The 1,297-nt window shown below is 39.8% G+C and carries 1 protein-coding gene; it reads left to right on the forward strand.

Annotated features, from left to right (window positions below):
* Positions 1 to 602 precede the first annotated feature (602 nt).
* A complete protein-coding gene (locus PVK70_RS18675; protein ID WP_054776305.1) occupies positions 603 to 1,205 on the forward strand; it encodes a GNAT family N-acetyltransferase in 603 nt (200 codons plus the stop codon).
* Positions 1,206 to 1,297: the final 92 nt, after the last annotated feature.

A 1,297-nucleotide genomic window follows, 5' to 3' on the forward strand; every position in this document is an offset into this window, starting at 1 on the left:
GTGCGTACTGAGTCCGAAATTTTTTGCACGGTTCATCAATAGAATCGCAGCTTTCGTAGTTTCGGCTTAGTCAGCGTAAATTTCTTCTTTGTTGCCTTTTGGTGTTCGTTTCATCAGGTTCGGCAAATTAGCCCTTATTTCCCTAAGTTCAGGCGTTTCAGAAGCTATTTTACGCTTCAATTGTTCTTTGGTTATGCCTCATTTTAGTCAGCATCAGTGTTTTTCTCGCAGCATTTCCAATCCCAATTGTGGCGAGTGTATTTAGTTTTTCAGTTCCAAACTTGCTGAAACCAAGTCGTTCAAATGGTGTAAAAAATGTATCTGTTTTCCATTTACTTTATCTCGCAATTTAAGAACATTTTGTTCGCTTAATTACTATCGGTAAATTAGAATCAGGACTTAGAAAATCTTGGCAGGGCAGTTCTTTACCAAGCTAGCCAAGCCGAAAGTAAGCACGCACAACAATCGCATCAACACGATTTATTACATTCGGCGTTCTGGGTTTGCCTTGGGTTTCGTGATTAAGGCGTAAAATTCAGGTTGGTCTGCATGGTAATAAACGTGTTATGCCAGCGTTAGCTGCTTCAAAGAAGGAATTTAGTATGCAAGATGAGAAATGGCTCTCAGGTACGGAGCTTAAAGGGAAAATAGTCACATTAATTCCACTACAACTAGATCATGCGTCAGCTCTTGTTGAAACGGCTTCTGATGGTGAACTTTGGGACTTATGGTATACGAAAATACCAAATAAAGAGACTGTAAACGGTTATATTGAATTGGCTTTAAGCGAACAAGGCGCTGGGTGTTCTTTGGCTTTTTCTGTCATTGATAATGAAACTCAAACCATAATCGGTACAACTCGTTTATGCCACGCTGATTGTGTGAATAAACGGGTAGAAATCGGTTATACGTGGTATGCGAAAAGCTACCAGAGAACATCAGTAAATACCGAATGTAAGTTCCTTCTTCTTTCTCATGCATTTGAAAACCTCTCAGCAATCGCAGTTGAGTTTAGAACTCATTGGCATAATCACGCTTCACGTAATGCAATAGCTCGTTTGGGCGCAAAGCAGGACGGTGTAATTAGAAATCACCAACAAATGGCAGATGGTAGCTATCGAGATACCGTTGTATTTTCGATAATTAATAGTGAGTGGTTGGCCGTAAAAGCTAGTTTGTTATTCAAACTTGAAAGGCGCAGCTAACAAATGCATCAACACGATTTGCTACATTCGGCATTGTCAGTTTGCCTTTAATTTCAGTGATTAAGGCGTTAAAATTCAGTTAGGCCTGTATC

The sequence above is a fragment of the Aliivibrio sp. A6 genome, assembly GCF_028765505.1.
In the GTDB taxonomy this organism is placed as follows: domain Bacteria; phylum Pseudomonadota; class Gammaproteobacteria; order Enterobacterales; family Vibrionaceae; genus Aliivibrio; species Aliivibrio finisterrensis_A.